General features: G+C 68.9%; 8 protein-coding genes and 1 pseudogene. 3 read left to right on the top strand and 6 right to left on the bottom strand.

Features of this window, described 5'->3' with window-relative positions:
* Positions 1-337 precede the first annotated feature (337 nt).
* The 3 genes from RWO33_RS04965 to RWO33_RS04955 all read left to right on the top strand — a co-directional run bounded on the left by RWO33_RS04965 (position 338) and on the right by RWO33_RS04955 (position 9,617).
* Positions 338-7,918: a deaminase domain-containing protein gene (locus RWO33_RS04965; protein WP_314102695.1), complete on the top strand. Its 7,581-nt coding sequence runs from the start codon at positions 338-340 to the stop codon at positions 7,916-7,918.
* Between the two features lie 87 nt (positions 7,919-8,005).
* On the top strand, positions 8,006-8,674 hold the full coding sequence (locus RWO33_RS04960; protein WP_314102693.1) for a hypothetical protein: 669 nt from the start codon (positions 8,006-8,008) through the stop codon (positions 8,672-8,674).
* A gap of 85 nt (positions 8,675-8,759) precedes the next feature.
* The gene (locus RWO33_RS04955) at positions 8,760-9,617 is read left to right on the top strand and encodes an endonuclease/exonuclease/phosphatase family protein (RefSeq protein WP_314102691.1); all 858 of its coding nucleotides are present in this window, start codon (positions 8,760-8,762) and stop codon (positions 9,615-9,617) included.
* A gap of 33 nt (positions 9,618-9,650) precedes the next feature.
* Here the strand turns inward: RWO33_RS04955 and RWO33_RS04950 are convergent, their stop codons facing one another.
* The 6 genes and pseudogenes from RWO33_RS04950 to RWO33_RS04925 all read right to left on the bottom strand — a co-directional run.
* Positions 9,651-9,923, bottom strand: coding sequence for a hypothetical protein (locus tag RWO33_RS04950; protein ID WP_314102689.1), 273 nt, complete (start codon positions 9,921-9,923; stop codon positions 9,651-9,653).
* A gap of 149 nt (positions 9,924-10,072) precedes the next feature.
* The gene (locus RWO33_RS04945; protein ID WP_314102687.1) at positions 10,073-11,503 is read right to left on the bottom strand and encodes an efflux transporter outer membrane subunit; all 1,431 of its coding nucleotides are present in this window, start codon (positions 11,501-11,503) and stop codon (positions 10,073-10,075) included.
* Positions 11,497-12,234 (bottom strand): SDR family oxidoreductase, encoded by a 738-nt coding sequence (locus RWO33_RS04940; RefSeq protein ID WP_314102685.1) that lies wholly within the window; start codon positions 12,232-12,234, stop codon positions 11,497-11,499. Before RWO33_RS04940 ends, RWO33_RS04945 begins: the two co-directional genes overlap by 7 nt.
* A 25-nt stretch (positions 12,235-12,259) precedes the next feature.
* Positions 12,260-15,430, bottom strand: coding sequence for a multidrug efflux RND transporter permease subunit (locus tag RWO33_RS04935; protein WP_314102683.1), 3,171 nt, complete (start codon positions 15,428-15,430; stop codon positions 12,260-12,262).
* 124 nt (positions 15,431-15,554) lie between these two features.
* A complete protein-coding gene (locus RWO33_RS04930; RefSeq protein ID WP_314102681.1) occupies positions 15,555-16,760 on the bottom strand; it encodes an efflux RND transporter periplasmic adaptor subunit in 1,206 nt (401 codons plus the stop codon).
* A gap of 91 nt (positions 16,761-16,851) precedes the next feature.
* Positions 16,852-17,229, bottom strand: a pseudogene (locus RWO33_RS04925) (SDR family NAD(P)-dependent oxidoreductase); the annotation flags it as partial.

Here is a 17,229-nt window from a genome sequence, read left to right as displayed (position 1 = left end):
TGGCCTACCAGCCCGGCTTCACGGGGTTGGCACCGGAATACAACACTTCCGATACCGACAGCCCGCGGTGCGCGGCGACGCCTGGCGATGGCCTGTCCGAAGCGCCCATGCCGCAACGACTTTGATGTGCAAAGTCACTGTTTCAGTCAGGTTCCATTGGCGTAGTCGATTGCAGCAGCGGAGCCCATCCGTAGGATCGGCGCCCTTCCGCGCCCCCTGCGCCTGCTGTGATGCCTTGCCTGTGCCGATGATGTCCCGCTGCCACGCCCTGCCCACCGCCACGACCTCCCCGCTGCCTGTGCCCGGCGCCGCCCCGTTGACCGCACCCGCGGGATCGATGCCAGACCAGGTCCACAACCGCGCGCAGGCGCTCCCAACGCTGTACGTGCCGCTGATCGGCGTGCCGCGCGCACGGCTGCGGGAACTGGCCGATGCCCTTATGAACGGGCCGATCGACACCGCGCTGCTGCAGGCGCTGCTGGACGGCGGGTGGACCGGAACGGGATTGAGCGACGCACTGTCGGAGTGGCTTGCCGCGCAGTGTGCCCTGCCCGCCTGCAGCGACGACGAGGCCACGGCGTGGCGGAGCGTGCTGCACTACGCGTTGCGACTGCCGCAGGCACAGTGGGAAGTGGAGTGCCTTGCCGAACGCCCACGCCTGCGCGCGGCGACCACCGAACGCGATCCGCTGCTGCGCGGCCTGCGCGACGCGCTTTACCGTCCGGTCGATGTCCCTTCTGCTGCGTGGAAGCAGCGCCTGGAGATGGAGCGCGCGCAGCGGGTCGGGGTGGATGCGCGGCAACTGGCGCGCCGGCATCAGGACGCGCACGTCGCCGGCCAGGACATGCAGGCGCGCCATGCGTCGGTCGCCTCGCAGCTGGCGCAGTTGGCGCCCGGTGCGTCCGCGCAGACCCTGCAACGCGCGCAGCGATGCATCCGCCAGCACGAGCAACGCGATGCCGGCCTGCTGGAGGTACGCGCCGGCCTGCCGGTCGTGTTTTCCGGGGCGCAGGATGCGGGCTCGATACGCGCTGCCTACCAGCAGCTCGCCGCACTGCAGCGTGGCGTGGCCGAGCCGCAGCTCGAAGTGTCGGCATGCGCGCCTCACCGCATCACAGCACCTTCCCCGCTGGCCACCGCGCTGCTGGAGGTCGCCCACCAGGCCAGCGTGGACACCTCGACGACGGTGCACCCACTGGGCCGTTACGACAGCGCCGCGCGCGCCCTGGTCACGCTGCTCAGCGTTCCGTGGCAGGTGCCGCAGCTGGTGAAGACCGGTTTCGATATCGGATTCGCCGCTGCAAACGGCGCCGCGCTGCTGGGCAGCAAGGCCCTGCCGCGCCCCGAAGCGGTGGCCAATGTCGCGCAACCCCATGCCATGGGCGATGCGTGGATGGGTGCTGTCGAGGCACTGGCCTGTACGCCGGTCGTCGGCGAGCCCCCGCTGGAGGCAAACAACGATGCCCTGCTTGGCCGCCAGCGCCCGGGCAACGCGGTGGCCGTGCCGGGTCAGTGCTGGGAGGAGCGGCGCGTGGTGCCCGGCATGCTGCGCGAACGTGCGGCGGCGATGGGCGCATTCCTGGCGAGCCAGGTTCCCGGGCCGGACGGCGCCACCACGGATAATGCCCTCCGCACGTTCATGCCCGACAACACCCCGCCGCTGCCCGCAGGCGCAACGTGGACGCACCCTCCGGCGCTGCCACGCGCGGACGCCGGCGCGCTTACCGACTTCGGCATGCGCGACCGCAGTGACTCCACCCCGCCTGCGCTGTTCACCGGTGCCGCCGCGCAGGACATGATCCCAGTGCAGGGTCGGCTGCCATTGGCAGTACTGGCACCGCTTGTGGATCGCCTGGCACCCGGCGATTGGTGGGAAACGCTGGACTGGCAGGTGCCGCGCACCCTCACCGGTCTGTACACGGCGATCACCGACGCCTTCGCGCAGGCTGGACTCGATCTGCAACACCGCGCGCCCGATCCCGACGCGTTGGCGGCCTTCTTCGAGTCCGCACCGCTGCAGGCGTGGTACGCCACGCTGCAGCGCCTGCCGATGCTGCCCGAAGGTGCGCGGCGCAGCCTGGCCGACGGTGGCGATACGGCACGCGCTTACGCGTTCGCGCGCATGCTGGAGTTGTTGACCCATGTCCCGCATGCCACGGGCGAGCGCCGCCCGATGCATGGCCTGGCCCGCATCGGCCGCGCGGCAACGGCGTACGTGCAGGCGCAGGACGCCACCGCCGCTGCCGCGGCGCACGCGCATTTCGACGTGTTGGCGTGGGACACCGATACCGTCAGCGGCCGCCTGGCAACGCCCATGACCGAGGCGCAGCTGGAGGCCCACCGTGCGCACATGCATCGGGCCTACGGCAGGCCGCTGCCGCATGGCGCCAGCGTCGGCGAGATGCGCGCCTGGCTGGTGGAAGCGCACCCCGCGCTGCTGGATGCCAGTGGATTCGACCGGCTCGACAGCGCCGACACGCTGCTGGCCGACCTGTTGGTTTCGCTGCGCCGGGACCTGGATCCGCTGCGTTTCGGCGCAGGTTGGGACTGGCGCGGGAAGGCACCGACCGCAGCCGACTGGCGCGATCACCTGGAACGAAAGGCCGCCGTGGCAGGCACGCACTGGGTCACGGAACTGGGCGCGCTGTTCCATCGCATCGCGGCCTCGTTGGCCCGTTATGAAGACCTGGAGCCAGCGCCGCAGTCGCTGATCGATCCCCGCCGCAACGACCTGCGCGTGCTTACCGGCGCACTGATCGCACCGGTGCTGCATCTGTATGCGGGCGTTGACCTGCCGATGGCACAGGCCGATCCCTGGTATCGACGGGCCTACCCGGCGTTCTCCGGGTTCTTCGCCTGGACCGGCGGCGCCCGCGCGTCCGGCGCCCTGGCGCGCCTGGAGGCGCTGGACCTGGCACACACACCCGAACGACTCCGCCCCCTGCTGCGACCGATGACCGTGACCCTGCCCTTGCCGGCTGCCGTGCTGCAGCACCTGCTCGGTCGCGACCGGATCGCGGACGACCCGCAGCAGCAGGCGCGCGACCTGCTGCGCCTGCAACGCGGGCGCGAGAGCCTTCAGCTGGTGGCGCAGGCCGTGGAGATCGCGGTGGACGATGTCACCCCCGAGCTGGTCCACGGCTTCTTCCGGCAGCTGGCAGCGGCGCCAGGGGCGGACGCGCTGGGCGCCTGGCGCGACCGCTTCCAGCGCGGATCGATCTGGCAGCTGACGCCGGACGAATGGCTCACCCTGCTGCCGGACAGCGCGCTGGCGGCGCTGTGGCGCGCGCCGGGCATGCGCAGCAATCGCGAGGGCGTGGTCCACGCGGTAAAGCATGCCATCGACATCACCGCGGACGCGCGGCCCTCCGTGCCGATGCCCACGCTGTGGACCCGGATCATGGACGCGCCGCAGGCGCTGGACCTGTGGTGCGCCAGTGACGATGCGCAGCAGCTCGTCTGGCAGCGCCTGCTCGGCTCGGTGGCCGGGCGCAGCGCGGGATCACGCCTGGACCGCGAGGCGCCATTGTCGGCCAGCACCTGCGCCGCCCTGCTCGGCGCGTCGGCCGAAGCGCAGCTGGCGGTTCCCGGCGCAGGCTGGGACGTGCCGAGCGATCCGGCGGTCGACGGTGCACCCGTGTTGTCGCTGGCGATCGAGCTGCGCGCGCGCCATCCCGCGCTGACCGTCGATGAAGCCCTGGCGTTCGGTGCAGCGTTGCTGCCGCCTGCGTTACGCGCCGCGCCGGCGTGGCGTGCACCGCTTACGTTCCCCGTGCTACCCCAGCGCATCGCATCAGATGCAGGGGCGCACAACCCTGAGGATGCGGCTCTGCCCGAATTCGCGCTGCGAGCGGTTCCGGATCGCCCGCAGGCCGCCGGGTCGCATGTCGTAGAACTGCCGCCACTGGATGACCTGCTCGAGCAGTTTGGTCTCTCCCTGCTGCACCCCGATAAGCACGACGGCAGCGATGCCGGGCCGCTGGCTGCCCCCGATGCCTGGGCGCTGATGTCGCGCACGCGCCAGTTCGCGGAGGTGTGCCGGCCGCTGCTGGCCGAGGCGGGCTGGCTGGGCGGCAACGGTGAACCGGAGGTCTCGATTCGGGGCGCGCAGACGCTGCTCGCGCAGCGGATGCTGGAGCGCTACGTCGGCATCGAGCGGATCGACGCACTGCGCGAACGCTTCGCCTCGCCCGGGGCGGTGGACGTGCCGATCATCCAGCTGGCGCACGAACTGCGCGCCAGCATCCTCGACACCAACGGCGACGCCTCGCCGGCAGCACTCGAGCTGATGTACTGGCTGCTGACCAGCGAGCTGGACCAGCCGGCATTGCAGGTGGAGGGCGTGCCCGACTGGCTCACGTATGGCCGCTCATTGCAGAGCGTCGCGCTGCGACACGGCGCGACCCTGCTGGACGCCATGCAGCCCGGTGCCTGCAGCCGCGTGGGATTCGATGCGGTCTGTGCGCTGCCCGCGCAGTTGGCGCAGCCCGCACCCACGCCCGGCGGCAACGACGACCTGCATGCGGCGTGGGCGCGTGCGCTGGTGCCGGCAGCGCTGGCGTATGCCACCGCGCACGGTGGCGTGGGCAACCTGACCTGGTTCGATGCGGCGAACGGACAGCAGCTGGCCGATGCGCTGGACCTGGTGAAGGCCGACCAGGATGCGCACGCGCAGCACGTGCGGCAACTGGCCAGCCCGTCGCCACGGCGCATAAACATCGCCGGTCAGACCCTGCGCGAGGCCGGCGTGGACGTGGCGCTGTGGTCGCAGCGACCGGCCGACATCGGCGAGCCCTGTCTGGCGCGCCACGGCATCGTGCCTTCGCGCCTGATCGCCTTCGAGCGGCACCTGTATGCCCTGGCCAAACCAGATGCGGTCGGCGCTGGCGAGGCCGACGACCCGCGCCAGCGCGCCTTGATCACCAACGACGATACCCTGCAGGCGCTGGTGGTGGCCGACGCCTGGGTGTCGACCCGTGGGCCCACCACCGCGCGTCGTTTCGAGAGCGCCTACGAGGTCTGGAAGCAGACGGTGGAAGACGGACTGGCGGGTCTGATCGGCACGGCACTCGATGGCCTGCCGGCTGTCGACCGGCGGCTGATCGAAACCGCCGGCTGCACCTCCCTGCGCGTGCGGTGCGATGACCGCTCCGCCGTTCAGGGCTTCCTGCTGCGCTGCACGCCGACAGCCGCCGGCGCGCAGGACGTGTACTTCGAGATCGTTCCGCAGGCCGGGGTGGCGCGGCGGGTGTGGAAGGACCGCGCCCTGGGCGATCTTGTCGACTTCGAAGGCCTGGTCAGCGGTGCGGTACAGCGACACCGCGATGGCAATCAGCTCGCGCCACTGTCCGGGCTCATCGTGACGCCTTGCAGCGGGACGGTGTCCGGTCATGGCGACCAGACGGTCGCGCGGCTTGCCAAGGCTGCGGCGGCGGATCTATGGCAGGCACGGTTCGAGCAGGCGCGTGCTGACGAGCTGGCCCACCTGACCGGGCTGGAACAGCTGCACCAGCGCGAACTGCATCAGCTCAACACCGTCGCCGAATTCCTGGTCCCCCTGTACGAATGCATCGAGGACCTTGAGGCGGGTGAACGGTCGCTGGGCACCTTCCTCCGCTGCGGGATGGATGCCGCGTCCGTCGGCGCGCCACCCATCGGCTTCCTGGCCAGCACCGTGGATGTCGTAACCACTGCCGGCGAACGCAGCATCCAGTCGATTGCCGCCGAAGCCGGGGGCGCGCTGCAGGCACTCGGCACATCGCTGGTGATGGCCGGCGGTGCGGGCACCCTGCGCGACATGGCCAAGGGCGGTCTGTGGGCCGGCAGCCATGCCTGGAACAGCGCGCTGCAGGGCGCAGGGTGGTTGAAACAGGTGCTGCGCAGCCGTCCGGCGGTGGAACGCTCGGCGTTGGCGCTGGAGCACGCGCTGGCCAGCGGCGGCGTGCCGGCGGCGGCCTTGCAGGAACGACGCGTGCTGACGCCCTCGTTGGCCGAGGCACGACTGTCCGATGGGAGCACGGTGCTGGCGATGGCCCGTGGCAGCGCGTGGCACCGTTACGACGTTTACAGCGGACAGCCCTACGGGCCCGCGCTGGAGGCGTTCACGCTGGAACATGACCTGCCGCCATCGCTTCCGGTCACGCGCGGCGACAACGGACTGCAGATCGCCATCGGCGATACCCCCGCGCAGTTCCTCGATCACGGCCACGACGACTGGGAAGTGGTGATCCGCGGCCAGCACTACCGGCTCAATCCCACCGGCGATGCATTCTCACGAGTCGCCACGCCGGAGGACCGCGGGCGTACAGGACAATGGCGCGAGGTGCCGGCACGCTGCCGCCCGCGCCGATCGCTGGAGGCGGTGCCCTGCGTGCTGCAATCGCGGCTGCGCTTCGTACCGGATGCAGCCAAGGACCTGCAGACCGACGCGCTGCGGCCTGGGCGCCTGCAGGGCATCGCCGCCGCCTCGCGGGAATTCACCCTGGACCTGGCCCATACGGCACCGGAAGGCGAAGGTCCGCTGCGCCTGATGGTGCACAAGGGCGAGGTCTGTTCGTATACACCGGGTCCGAAAACGCCTCAACTGGTTCCAGTGCCGGCCGCGGAGCGCGAAGCGCTGGGCCTGCCCGCCAGCGTGATGTATCCCGCCACCCTTCGGGGCACGCTGGCGGACGCGCGCACGTTCGGCCTGCCCGGATCACTTGCGGACGCGGACATCGACCGCCTGCAGCAGCGCCTGCCCGTGGTGGATGTGGGCGCACTGGTGGAGGGAATCGACGATGCGCGCCGGCTGCGCGCGATCCGTATCGAGTCGCCGTTCCAGCGCGCCCTGTGCATCGAACCGGACGACGGCGTGTTCTACCACGCCGCGCTGCCGGCAAGCGAAGACGCGGGGACCCTCCTGCACTTCACCCGCCTCGAACCGGGCCGTGACGACACCGAAATCAACGAGTACCTGCGCGCTTCGGAAACCTATCGTGTGCAGCTGCTGCGCCCCTATCTCGAGCAGGACCGGGAGAACATCGCGCGGCTGGTCTTCGGCTACATCCAGCCCACGTTGAGCCCCGAACTCGCCGAACGTTTCCCGACCTACGAAGCGTATGTGTCGTGGTTCGCCGCCCGCGGACGTCCCGATGTGCTCGGCCGCTATGCGGACAAGGTGCTCACCGGTCAAAGCGAGCAGCGCACATTCCTGCGCCTGGCCCGCCGACGCATTCCCGACTGGAACGCGTTGGGCAGCGCCAGCGAAGAGGAACGGGCGTCGGTGGCCGAGATCCTCAACGCACTGCTGCCGGCCACCGGGGGCAAAGGCGCCTGGTCGGGCATCGATGCGGCGGCGCTGGCCCTGCCCGAGGCGGGGCGGCCGATCCTGGATCATCTCAAAGGCGCGAACCTGGCGTTTGCAGAGGTAGTGGAATCGGACGGGACCCGCACGATCTATTACGCCCTGTCCGGCGGAAAACGCGCACGCAACATCCACCTGCGCGCAAACCCGAGCCTGCCCGACGGCACCCGCTTCGTCGATGCCCGCGCGGCAATGCAGGGCGTGGCGCCACTGCCCCGAATCACAAGCCTGCCGGTGCTGCGCCATGCCGATGACACCCGTACGCTGGTGTTCGACCGCAGCGTGGATTCCGAGCGATTGATTGCCAGCTGCATGGGCACGCACCGCAACGTGGTCAGCTTCAGACTAAGCACGATGCTGGGCGCCTGCCCGTCCTGCGGTGGCGTGGTCATCCCGCAGATGCGTGAGATGTTCCCGGACGCGCAGACCTTCTCCGTCCGCTACCTGGAGGAATACGGGACGTCCATCCCGGCATCCATCGAGCCCGCACTTCCCGGGGCGGTCCACGCCGTACCGTCCACGCAACTGCTTAACTTCTTCCGACAGTGGCGGCAGGATCGCGGCCTGTCGTGAAGGCAACGCCGCCCTGTACGGCACGGCGGCGTTGCGACATGCTTGGGCCACGGCGCCCTGCGTGCCAGTGCCCACCCCGAGGTCTGCATGGATTTCCTCAAGCTGCTGCGTTCGCTCGAAGAGTTCCTCTACGAGCTCTGCACCTGGTTCCTGTTCTTCCCGCGCACGCTGTACCGGGTGATCGTCCACCCCCGGCGCATGGCGCAGTACGTGAACACGGAGCTGACCCAGAAGCTGGAGCGCCAGTTCGACGATGCGATCAGCCCGCCGATGTTCCTGATGCTGGCGGTGCTGGTGGCGCATGGGGTGGAGCTGCTGATGCACCAGACCGTGGTCGGCACCAACGAGCTGTCGCGCACGGTCATGGGCAACGAGGAGAGCCTACTGCTGTACCGCTCGATCACCTTCGCGATCTGGCCGCTGGTGGCCACCGTGCACCTGCTGCGCCGCAAGCGGGTGCCGATGACCCGCGAATCGCTGCGCCGCCCGTTCTTCATGCAGTGCTACCTCACCGCCCCGTTCGCGGTGGCGCTGTCCACCAGCATGGTGTTCGTGCGCCTGCCCGGGGAGCTGTCCACCACTATCGGGATCGCGACCGGCCTGCTGTCGGCCGCATGGTACCTGGTGGTACAGACCGGTTGGCTGAAGGTCGCGCTGCAGCGCTCCTGGCTGAACTCGGCGCTGTCGGCGCTGTGGGTGTTCGCGCTTGGGACGGCGATCAACCTGACGGTGGGGATCGTGCTGCTGGGCAGCTGAGCCGCTGCCGCCAACGTCCGCATAGTCGGGCCCGGGCATTCCATGGCACCCTCTGCAAACGTTTTCATGGAATGGAGGGATTCCCATGCTGTCTGCTTTCCGTCGTCCGGCCCTGCTGGCCCTGATCGCGCTGGCGCTGCCGCTCGGCCCGGCCCTGGCCAAGGCGCCTGAGCCGTTGCGGGTGATGTCGTTCAACGTCCGCACCCCGGTGGATACCGAACCCAACAAGCGCTGGGAGGACCGTCGCGATGCGATGGTGGCGCTGCTGCGCGAGCAGCACCCGGTGGTGTTCGGCACCCAGGAACTCAAGACCAACCAGGCCGACTACCTGGTGGAGCACCTGCCGGGTTACCGCTGGTTCGGTGAGCCGCGGGGCCCCGGCGACAATGAGGAGCACATGGGCGTGTTCTACGACAACGCCGCGTTGAAGGTGGTCGAATCCGGCAACTTCTGGCTGTCCGACACCCCCGAGGTCGCCGGCAGCATCACCTGGGGCAACCTGATGCCGCGCATGGTCACCTGGGCGCTGTTCCAGCGCCAGGCCGACGGCAGGCAGTTCTACCTGTACAACACCCACCTGCCCTACCGCGATGAAGACGAGCCGCGCCGCGTCCTCGGCGCCAAGCTGATCGCCAAGCGGCTGGCCGCGCTTCCCAGGGACATCCCGGTGGTGGTCACCGGTGATTTCAACAGCGAACCGGGCAGCGGCACCTATGCCGCCTTCACCCAGGCGCTGGGCGATGCACGCAAGCTGGCGAAGAAGGTCGACGGCCCGCGCCTGACCTTCCAGAACTTCAGTGATACGCCCACTGCCGAGATCGACTGGATCCTGGTGCGCGGCTTCGGCGTGGACCGGTTCCAGACCCTGGACCAGAAGCCGGGCGGCGTGGTGCCGTCGGACCACTACCCGGTACAGGCTGAACTGACCTTCCCGGCCCGCTGACAGGCGTGCCCTGCCTGCGCAGGCCCGCCGCATTCAACCGCGCGGCGACCGGCGCAGGCCATCCAGCGCCTGGCACAGGGCCTGGTGCTGTTCGCGCGCCTGGCAGATCCGGGCGCTGATGGCCAGGAACACGCCCACCGCGACCACGCCGATGCCGAGCAACCCGTCGGGCAGCCGGGCGAAGCCCAGGCTGACCGTCAACGCGGCCACCACCAGCAGCACGATCACGCTGGCCGACAGGCCCGCGTTCGTCGCGGCACGCTCTTCCTTGGCCGCACGCGGCGGCTTCCAGCACTTCCGTTGCATTGCTCATCTCCCGGACAGGCGGTGTTTTTAGCACCGCCCCGGCCCGACCCGGCAGAGGCAAAGCCGTCAGCGCGGGGTTTCCCGGCACGCCATCACGGCCTACCGCTACAAAGCGTGCAGGGGGCGACCCGTGCTGCCCCCTGCCGGGGTTACCGCATCGTGCCGGCCAGGGCCGGCGGCGTCGTGTCCTGCTGCTGCCCCCACCCGCCCAACGCCTTGTACACGCCGACCACGCTGACGTTGACCGTGGACTCGGCCGCGGCCAGTGCATCGTCGGCGGCCAGCTGGGTGCGCTGCGCATCGAGCAGGGTCAGGAAGTCTTCCGACCCCTCCCGATAGCGGATCTGCGCCAGCTGCTCGGCGCGCCGCGCGGCCTGCGCCTGCTCGGCGACGATGGCCAGCCGCGCCTGCTGCTTGGCGTAGCGGGTCAACGCGTTCTCGGTGTCTTCCAGCGCCAGCAGCACCGCCTTTTCATACTCGGCGGCGGCGCCATCGGCCTGCGCCTTGCTGGCACGCAGCCGTGCCTTGACCGTACCGAAGTCGAACGCGGCCCAGCTGATCGAGGGGGTCACCGACCACGCCTTGTTGTTGCCATTGACCAACCCGCTGGCATCGCCGGACAGGAACCCGACGAAACCGCTCAGGCTGATGCGTGGGAACAGGTCGGCCGTGGCCACGCCCACCCGCGCCGTGGCGGCAGCCAGGCGACGCTCGGCCACGCGCACGTCGGCACGCTGGCGCAGCAGGTCGGTGGTGTCGCCCAAGGGCAACGCCTTGGCGTACGGCGCCACCTCGCGCGGTGCCAGCAGCGCGTCCAGCGCATCCGGGCGCTGCCCCAGCAGCACCGCCAGGCGATGCCGCGACTGCACTTCGGCCACTTCCAGCAGCGGAATGTCCGCTTCGATCGCCTTCAGCCGTGCGCGGCTGCTCTGCACGTCCAGCTCGCTGCCCGCGCCCAGGTTCCAGCGCGCTTCGGTGAGCTTCTGGGTGTCGCGCAGGTTGACCAGGGTGCGTTCGGCCACGACGATCCGCTTCTGCGTACCGCGCAGCTCGAAGTAGTTGCGCGCCACTTCGGCAGCCACCGTGACCTGCGCATCGGCGAGGTTGTCCTGCTCGGCACCGAGGTCGGCACGCGCCGCTTCGGCGGCGCGGCGCTGGCGTCCGAACAGGTCCAGTTCCCAGCCCGCGTCGAAACCGAGCTGGTAGGTTTCGCTGAAAATGCGCTCGCCGCCGGCGGTCAGGTCCGGCTGCTTGCTTCGGTCGTAGGCGCCCCCGGCGGTGACGTGCGGCAGCTGGTCCAGGCGCTGTTCGACGAACACCGCGCGGGCCTCGCGTACCCGCGCCATGGCGATGCGCAGGTCCAGGTTCTCGCCCAGCGCGTCGTGCACCAGTTGTTCCAGCACCGGATCATCGAACTGCGCCCACCAGCTGGCCACCGGCGAGGTGGTGCTGAACACCGGCGCGGCCGCGCCCTGCAGGACCACCGGCTGCGCCGGCGGTGCCTGGTAGTTGGGGCCGACGCTGACGCAGCCGGCCAGCAGCGCGCTGGCAACGGCGGCGGTCAACACACGGATCACCATGGCAGCACCTCGCCCAGGTAGGTGAAGCTGCCGTTGGGGCCATCGGCCCCGATCAGCGCCATGCCGACGCTGGAGCGGGCGCCATCGGCGATTTCGATCTCGCCTTCGCCACGGTTCATGTCGGTCTTCACGTAGCCCGGGTGCACGGTGTTGACCTTGGTGGCGCTGTCGCGCAGCTCGTAAGCCAGCTGCACGGTCCAGGCATTCACCGCGCTCTTCGACGCGTTGTAAGCCGGCACCGCGAAGCCGTAGATCGGCGAACCCGGCTGGCTGTGCAGGGTCAGCGAGCCGAGGATGCTGGACACGTTGACGATGCGCCCGGCCGGCGATGCCTTGATAAGCGGCAGGAAGGCCTGGGTCACTGCGATCACCGCGAACACGTTGGTATCGAAGGTGTCGCGCCAGGTCTGCAGGGTCTGTGCCGACGGCAGCAGCGCGGGGTCGTCGAGCAGGATGCCGGCGTTGTTGACCAGGATGTCGAGCCGGCCATGGCGGTCGGTGATTTCCTGCACGGCGGCGGCGATGCTGGCGGCATCACCGACGTCCAGCTGGATCGCCTCCACCGGCAGGCCTTCGGCCTGCAGCTTGAGCGCCTCGGCCACGGCAGCGTCGCGCTTGCGCCCGGCCAGCAGCGTGTGCACGCCGGCCTGGGCCAGCTGGCGGACGGTTTCCAGGCCGATGCCACGGGTGGCACCGGTAACCAGGGCGATCTTGGAAGTAGCGGTATTCATGGGTGATTCCTCGTAGGGGTCGGGATCAGTGATGCAGGGTGGATTCGCCGTGGGCGACCAGCTTGCCGCCGCCGTTGCGGCTGACGAACGTGCGCAGCGCCACGTAGAACACCGGGGTCAGGAACAGGCCGAACAGGGTCACGCCGAGCATGCCGGCAAACACGGTGATGCCGGTCACCGAGCGCACTTCCGCACCCGCGCCGTGCGACAGCACCAGCGGGACGGTGCCGGCGATGAACGCGATGGAGGTCATCACGATCGGACGCAGACGCAGGCGGCACGCTTCCAGCGCGGCTTCCACGATCCCCTTGCCGCCCATTTCCAGCTCGCGGGCGAATTCGACGATCAGGATCGCGTTCTTGCACGCCAGGCCCATCAGCACCACCAGGCCCACCTGCACGAACACGTTGTTGTCACCGCCGGTCAACCATACGCCGAACAGGGCCGACAGCAGCGTCATCGGCACGATCAGGATCACCGCCAGCGGCAGCGACCAGCTTTCGTACAGGGCGGCCAGCACCAGGAACGCCAGCAGGATCGCCACCGGGAACACGATGAAGGCGGCCTTGCCCTGGGTGGCCTGCTGGTAGCTCAGGTCGGTCCATTCGGTGGTCATGCCCACCGGCAGCACCTTGGCGGCGATCTGGGTCAGGTTGTCCATGGCCTGCGCCGAGGACAGCATGCGCGGGTCGGCTTCACCGGCCAGGTCGGCGGCCGGGTAACCGTTGAAGCGCAGCACCGGGTCCGGGCCGTAGGTTTCCTTCACCGTCACCATCGAACCGATCGGCACCATCTCGCCACGGTCGTTGCGGGTCCGCAGCTTGCCGATGTCTTCGACGCTGTTGCGGAACTGGCCGTCGGCCTGGGCGATCACCTGCCAGGTACGCCCGAACTCGTTGAAGTCATTGACGTAGGAGGAACCCAGGTAGGTCTGCAGGGTGTCGAACAGCTCGGTCAGCTGCACGCCCTGGGCCTTGGCCTTGACCCGATCCACTTCAGCGTCCAGCTGCGGCACGTTGGCCTGGTAGCTGGTGATCGGGAAGGCCATGCCCGGGGTCTGCGCCACGGCGCCCTGCATCTGGCTGACCGCCGTCTGCAATGCGCCATAGCCCAGGTTGCCTCGGTCTTCGATGAACATCTGGTAGCCGTTGCCGTTGCCCAGGCCCAGGATCGGCGGCGGCATCAGGGCGAACGCGAAGCCCTCCTGCAGACCGGCGATCTTCTGGTTGATCTCGGCGTTGATCTCCGCGGCGGTGCGGCCATTGCGCTCGTTAAACGGCTTGAGCGGAATGAAGGCCACGCCGGTGTTGGGCGTATTGGTGAACTGCAGCGCGTTCAGGCCCGGGAACGAAATGGTGTGCGCCACGCCGTCGGTTTCCTGGGCGATCTTCGCGACCTTGCGCAGCATTTCATCCGTCCGTGCGATCGACGAGCCTTCCGGCAGCTTCACGCCCGCGATCAGGTACAGCTTGTCCTGGGTCGGGATGAAGCCCGGCGGCACCAGCTTGAAGATGAAGCCGGTGCCCACCAGCAGCACCGCATACACCACGAATACCGCGCCGCGACGACCGAGGATCTTCGACACGCCACGCTCGTACTTCTCCGAGCTGGACTTGAAGAAACGGTTGAACGGACGGAAGATCCAGCCGAACAGGCGGTCGATGATCCGGGTCGGCGCATCCTTGGCCGCGTCATGCGGCTTGAGCAGGCGCGCGGCAAGGGCCGGCGACAGGGTCAGCGAATTGATCGCCGAGATCACCGTCGAGATTGCGATGGTGACCGCGAACTGCTTGTAGAACTGGCCGGTCACGCCGGACAGGAAGGCCATCGGCACGAACACCGCGCACAGCACCAGCGCGATCGCGACGATCGGGCCGGACACTTCCTTCATGGCCTGGTGCGCCGCCGCGGTCGGCGACAGCCCTTCTTCGATGTTGCGCTCGACGTTCTCCACCACCACGATCGCGTCGTCGACCACGATGCCGATCGCCAGCACCAGCCCGAACAGGCTCAGCGTGTTGATCGAGAAGCCCAGCACGTACAGTGCGGCGAAGGTACCGACGATGGAGACCGGCACGGCGATCAGCGGAATGATCGAGGCGCGCCAGGTCTGCAGGAACAGAATCACCACCAGCACCACCAGCGCGATGGCTTCGAGCAGGGTGGAGACCACGGCCTTGATCGAGTCGCGCACGAAGATGGTGGTGTCGTACACCGCTTCGTACTTGACGTCGGCCGGGAAGCCCTTCTGCATCTCGTCCATGGTGCCGATCACCGCATCACGGATCTCCAGCGCGTTGGCGCCGGGGGCTTGGAAGATACCGATGCCCACTGCGTTCTTGCCGTCCAGCTGCGAACGCAGGGTGTAGTCGCCCGCACCCAGTTCAACCCGGGCCACGTCGGACAGCCGCACCACTTCGCCGTCGGTACCGGCCTTGAGCACGATGTCGCCGAATTCCTGCTCGCTGCGCAGGCGGCCCTGGGCATTGATCAGGGTCAGGAACTGGCTGTCGGGCATGGGTTCGGCGCCGAGCTGGCCAGCCGAGACCTGCACGTTCTGTTCGCGCATGGCGCGGACCACGTCGCTGGCGGTCAGGCCGCGCGCGGCGACCTTGTCCGGGTCCAGCCAGGCACGCATGGCGTAGTCACCGCCACCGAAGATCTGCGCGTCGCCCACGCCGGGAATGCGGGCCAGCGCGTCCTTGACGTGCAGGCGGGCGTAGTTGCGCAGGTACAGGGTGTCGTACTTGCCGTTGGGCGAGGTCAGGTGCACCACCATCAGGAAGGTGGGCGACTGTTTCTGCGTGGTCACGCCCTGGCGGCGTACGTCTTCGGGCAGGCGCGCCTGCGCCTGGGCCACGCGGTTCTGCACCTTCACCGCCGCGTCGTCCGGGTCGGTGCCCGGGCGGAAGGTGACGGTCATCTGCAGCACGCCGTCCGAGCCGGCCACCGACTTGAGGTACATCATGCCCTCGACGCCGTTGATCGCCTCTTCCAGCGGGGTGGCCACGGTTTCCGCGATCACCTTCGGGTTCGCACCCGGATACACGGTGCGCACCACCACCGACGGCGGCACCACTTCGGGGTACTCGCCGATCGGCAGGATGGGGATGGAGATCAGGCCGGCGGCGAAGATCACGATCGACAGCACCGCCGCGAAAATCGGCCTGTCGATGAAGAAACGGGAAAAGTCCATGGGTGGATTCCTGGTGTTTTCAGCAACGCCGGCGTGCAGCACCCCGGCCGCTGTCGAAGCCGACAGCGGATGGGATGCGCACGAGGCATTTCCATGTAGAGCCGACCGTCGGTCGGCTGCTTTTTTACTTCAATGCAACCTGGGACGCCGCTGCGGCAGGCTGCATCGCCACCGCCTTGGCCTGCACCGGCATGCCGGGCATGAAGACCTTCTGCACACCGTCGATGATCACGCGGTCGCCGGCGTTCAGGCCCTTCTGCACGATGCGCAGGCCTTCGGCGGTACGCCCCAGCGTGATGTCACGGCGCTGTGCCTTGCCGTCCTTGTCGACCACGTACACGTACTTGCGGTCCTGGTCGGTGAGCACGGCCTTGTCGTCGATCAGCATGGCCTGGAACTGGCCGCTGCCGAGCAGCTGCACGCGCGCGAACAGGCCCGGGGTGAAGGCGCGGTCGGCATTGTCCAGCAGCGCGCGCACGCGGATGGTGCCGGTGCTGCGGGTCACCTGGTTGTCCAGGAAATCGACCTTGCCTTGGTGCGGGAAGCCCTCTTCGCCCGACAGACCGACCTTGACCGGCAGGTCGCTGTCGCGCTCGCTCGGGCGTTCGCCCTTGCGTGCCATCTGCGCGTAACGCAGGAAGGTGCCCTCGTCGGCGTCGAAGTAAACGAACACGGTGTCCAGCGATACCAGCGTGGTCAGCACGCTGGCGCTGTCGCCGGCGGTGACCAGATTGCCGGCGGTGACCAGCGCGCGGCCGGCACGGCCGCTGATCGGTGCACGCACCTTGGTGAACTCCAGGTTCAGTGCCGCCGCATCAAGCGCGGCCTGCGCCGCCTGCACGTTGGCACCGGCCTGGTCGGCGGCAGCACGCCGCTGTTCCCAGGTCTCGGTGGAGATGGCCTGCTGGTCGGACAGCTTCTTCGCGCGGTCGGACTCGCTGCGTGCCAGCGTCGCCTGGGTGCGTGCACGTGCCAGTTCGGCACGGGCGCGGTCGTACTCTGCCTGGTAGCTGCGGGCGTCGATGGTGAACAGCACGTCGCCCTTGTTCACTTCCTCGCCTTCGACATAGTTGACCTTGTCGATGTAGCCGGAGACGCGCGGGCGCAGTTCGACGTTCTGCACCGCTTCGACGCGGCCGCTGAAGTCATCCCACTGGCTGACCGGCTTGACCAGCACTGGCGCGGCACTGACCTGCGGCGGCGGCGGTGCCCCGGCTTCTTCGGCGTGGCCGCCACTGCAGGCGGCCAGCACGGCAGCGGCGAGGAGGGACACGCCGGCCATGGCCAGCCGTCGGGTGATGCGGGTAGAGGGAGAGGTGTGGGTGGTCATGGCATGCATCCGTACAGAAGGGGGGGAAGACGAAATCGGGGGCAGCGAGGCGAAGCGGTGGCGTAGCGTGGGACCTCAACCTTGGTAGAGGTCAAGCGGTGCCGGCCGTGTTCCGCGAAAACGGCGGCGGCCATTCCTGGTTCAACAGGCCGCGCGGCAGTTCGGCATCGCGGGTGTCGCAACGGACGATGGCGCGGTTGTCGGTGCAGGTGTCGAGCAGCGAGACCAGGCGGCGGCCGACCAGCAGCGCACTCGGCCATTCGATGCAGGCATTGGCGGCATTGCTGGGGGTGCACACCGGGTTGCTCACTTCGAGCATCTGCGCACGCACGCCCAGCGCCTGCGCTTCCTGGTGCAGGACCTGCGCGTACATGCGCGTGGCCGACATGGTGATGGACGTTTCACCGTGCCCGGCCCACGCCTTGAAGCCGGCCGGCCCGCCGACCACGACATAGCGGCGCGCCTGGGC

The organism is uncultured Stenotrophomonas sp. (assembly GCF_963519925.1).
Taxonomy (GTDB): domain Bacteria; phylum Pseudomonadota; class Gammaproteobacteria; order Xanthomonadales; family Xanthomonadaceae; genus Stenotrophomonas; species Stenotrophomonas maltophilia_AE.
Note: the sequence above shows the minus strand (reverse complement) of the source record. Positions and strands in the feature narration are given on the sequence as shown.